This window comes from Erwinia oleae (assembly GCF_000770305.1).
GTDB classification, from domain to species: Bacteria; Pseudomonadota; Gammaproteobacteria; order Enterobacterales; family Enterobacteriaceae; genus Erwinia; species Erwinia oleae.
In genome coordinates this window covers 1-3814 of sequence record NZ_JNVB01000133.1, presented here as the reverse complement: position 1 = coordinate 3814, position 3814 = coordinate 1, and the positions used below count along the sequence as shown (strand labels likewise).

General features: G+C 50.2%; 2 protein-coding genes and 1 pseudogene. 1 reads left to right on the top strand and 2 read right to left on the bottom strand.

The window, feature by feature from the left end:
• Positions 1 to 479: 479 nt before the first annotated feature.
• Positions 480 to 1121 carry a recombinase family protein gene (locus GS12_RS22225; RefSeq protein WP_034951060.1) on the bottom strand — a complete coding sequence of 214 codons (642 nt, stop codon included), beginning with the start codon at positions 1119 to 1121 and terminating at the stop codon, positions 480 to 482.
• Between the two features lie 167 nt (positions 1122 to 1288).
• Here GS12_RS22225 and GS12_RS22220 point away from each other — a divergent pair.
• Positions 1289 to 3618, top strand: a pseudogene (locus GS12_RS22220) (Tn3 family transposase); the annotation flags it as partial.
• A gap of 25 nt (positions 3619 to 3643) precedes the next feature.
• On the opposite strand, the gene GS12_RS22215 reads toward GS12_RS22220, so the two are convergent.
• The coding region (locus tag GS12_RS22215) for a transposase domain-containing protein (protein WP_034951058.1) at positions 3644 to 3814 on the bottom strand (171 nt) is incomplete at its 5' end.

Genomic DNA, 3814 nt, shown 5'->3' with positions numbered 1-3814 from the left:
GGGGATTGGTATGCATTCCACGCTCTTCGAAAGAAATATAGTCAGCAGTTTGTCTGCATGCCCTGAGTATTCGTTAGCGAACGTGGAGCACTTACTGGCTCGAAAGCAAAGCGGCAATCATCAAACCACATGATTCTGGCACAATATTCGTAACCAGTAAGCGCATACCCTGAATCACTTAAAAGTGTAACTCTCAGGGTTCGAATGACTATATCTGGCACAGGCTGTGTGAAAACTGTTTTGGTCGCTTAAACTGCCAAAAACAGGGCTGAAAACTGCGCTCATACGTGAAAATTGGCTCAGCTAACCAGTCGAGCAACTCCAGATTTTGCGTAGATACGCGCACTTCAGTTTAGGTCAGGCTTCTCACACAGCCTGGGCACACAGCGGACTTTCCTTACATAGGTGATGCGTCAGGCTGCTAGCCACAAAATTTGTTACAGTGCCTAATTATTACGCGATGACTGTATTCCAGCTTTTCATGCAGATTCATTACTTTTATGAAGCGCTTGTATCCGGCAAACCTGCGAAGCACTGTAGCCAGTAGCATCCGCAGTTTCCCTGATACTCAGTTTCTTTACCTGTCTGTAGTACAGGACTTTCTGATGTCTTTCCTGATCGGCCTGCTTACCCCGGTATTTCCCCAATGTATATGCCCGTTCAATCCCCTGTTTTTGCCGCTGGCGGCGACTTAGCCAGTCCTTATGTGACATTGCGGCCATCAGGTCAATAAGCATGTTATTTATGGCGATTATTACTGCACGGGTGATAGGGTCGGCCTGAGAAGGGTCCTTATCTGACAGTGCCTGCCATGAGGTGGGCACATCCAGGCTGACAATCCGCAGCTCGTGTTGTTCTATCTGTTTTTTCAGCATCATCCAGTCGCTGTTGCTGAGACGTGTCAGGCGGTCTATCTGCTCGACCAGCAGAATATCATTGTGGTGACTGTCCATCAGTAAGCGTCCCAGCTCCGGGCGGTCAAGTTTTGTGCCGCTGATATTTTCCCGGTAGTAACTGGCGATTTTATGCCCCCGCTCCTGAACGAACTGCTCCAGCATCTCTTTTGCCCGATCGGCGAACTGATCTTCCGTCGATGCCCTCAAATAAGCTCTGATGAACATTTTTTCACCGTATTATCGCGTTTAGGTTATTGCATTTAATCTATCGCATATAGGTTATGTCATTATTTGTGTGTCGTCACGTTTTAGTTATGGCGTCAGGGTGTACCCTTATGCGATAACCATTTTTGTTAAAAATACCGCATCGAATAATTTATGAGGGAAACTATATGGCAAGGAGGCAGATTCTTTCTCTGTCGGAAAGAGAATCATTACTGGCATTGCCAGATGATGAGTTAACTCTGACCCGAATGGCCTATTTCAGTGAGCATGATCTGGCACTTATCAGTGTTCACCGTAAACCTGCCAGCCGTTTTGGTTTTGCCGTCCTTCTTTGTTACCTGAAAAATGTCGGCTTTGCTCCGGATAAAAAATCCCACCCTCTGATGCGCTGCTGAAGCATATCGCCAGCAGGCTAAAGCTTGCGGGGGATCTCTGGCCTGTTTACCTTTCCGGCAGAGATACAACCCGACGTGAGCATTTAACCGAACTGTACCGCTATCTTGGCGTAAAGGCGTTCACCGGCAAAATACAGCAGGACTGTATTACGCACCTGTTGTCGATGGCGACGCGCACCGATAAAGGTATTCTCCTGGCCGAAGAGTTACTGGTCTGGCTCCGGCAGAACAGCGTGATAATCCCCGCGATTGATGTAGTGGAGCGTACCTGTGCGGAGGCCATGGCAGGCGGCGATAAAATCGTATTTCAGACCCTGAATGCCCTGTTAACTCCGGCTCACAGGGATGCCCTGGATAGTTTACTTGAGTCATCAGATAATCAGCCTTCCAGGCTGACATGGCTTCTGCAACCACCGGGTAAGATTAATGGTAAGAACGTGCTGCAACATCTTGATCGGCTCAGCAGCATTGAATCGCTGGCATTACCTGAAGGTATAGATCGTACTATTCACCAGAACCGGTTGCTGAAACTGGCGCGGGAAGGCCGAAAGATGAGTAGCCGGGATTTGACCCGATTTTCAGCAGCCCGCCGTCATGCGATCCTGGTCTGCGTGCTGGAAGAAGCCAGAGCCACACTGACAGACGAAGTGATTGAGCTGCATGAGCGCATGCTGAACAGCCTTTTCAGTAAAGCCAAAAGAACACAGGCTGAGCGCCTTCAGCAGACCGGAAAGCTGATCCAGTCCAAACTGAGGCAGTACATCGATGTTGGTCAGGCGCTGTCTGAGGCCCGAGACTCCGGTGGCGATCCATGGCTCGCAATAGAAAACATTCTCCCGTGGCCTGAATTTGTCGCCAGTCTGGAGGAAACACGCCATCTCGCCAGAAAAAATAATTTTGACCCGCTGCATATTATTACTGAGAAATACAGCACATTACGGAAATATGCCCCGCGCATGTTGTCCGCTTTACAGTTAGTCGCAACCCCGACAGCACAACCTCTGGCTGATGCGCTGGTTGTGATCAAGGATATGTACCGGAAGCAGTCACGTAAAGTTCCGGCGACTGCGCCGCTTGAATTTATCCCTGAAAGCTGGCGCAGGGTGGTGATTACACCTGCGGGTATTGACCGGCAGTATTATGAATTTTGCGCGCTCAGCGAGCTTAAGGGAGCGTTGCGCTCCGGGGACATCTGGGTTAAAGGCTCACGCCGCTACAAAAATTTTGATGATTACCTCATTCCCGAAGGGGACTTTGACAAACTCACACCGGCGCTGCCACTGCCCGTATCTGCTGATTATCATGAGTACATTGCCAGCCGTATGACTCTGCTTCAGTCCAGACTTGAAGAGGTCAATGCTATGGCTGCCCTTGGTGAACTGCCCGATGTGGAAATATCCGACAAGGGCGTAAAAGTCTCTCCGCTGGATAACTGCGTTCCGGCACAGGTTTCACCGCTGGCAGAACTGGTTTACTGCATGCTACCGCGACCTAAAATCACGGAAATTCTCGACGAGGTAAACAGCTGGACGACGTTTACTCGTCATTTTTCGCATATAAAAAATGACATTACCCGTCCCGATACCCGCCTGCTCCTTACGACAATTCTTGCGGATGGCATCAATCTTGGCCTGACCAAAATGGCAGAGGCCTGCCCCGGGAGCACCAAATCATCACTCGAAGATATTCAGGCATGGTACATCCGCGACGAAACCTATTCAGCCGCTCTTGCTGAGCTGGTAAATGCGCAGGGAAAAAGACCACTGGCGGCATTCTGGGGAGACGGAACAACGTCATCATCAGATGGACAGAATTTCAGAACAGGCAGCTCAGGCCGCTACGCAGGGCAGGTTAACCCGAAATATGGGCAGGAGTCTGGACGTCAGTTTTATACCCATATTTCGGATCAATACAGTCCATTTTACACCTGTATAATCAGTCGGGTCAGGGATTCAACCCATGTTCTCGATGGTTTGCTGTATCACGAAAGCGACCTGGAAATCAGGGAGCATTACACCGATACCGCTGGTTTCACCGATCATGTCTTTGCCCTGATGCATCTGCTAGGCTTTGCGTTCTGTCCACGAATCGTAAGCGTACACCGAGGGCCGTATTGACGGGGATGTGTTATTCAGTTGGCGGTGTGATGCGCCAGGGTAGCAGTTCGCTGACCCGGTTGACCGGCCAGTCGGCGATGACGTCAAGCACATAGCGGAGGTAGCCTTCTGGATCCACGCTGTTCAGTTTGCACGTTCCGATCAGGCTGTACAGCAGTGCTCCCCGCTCACCACCATGGTC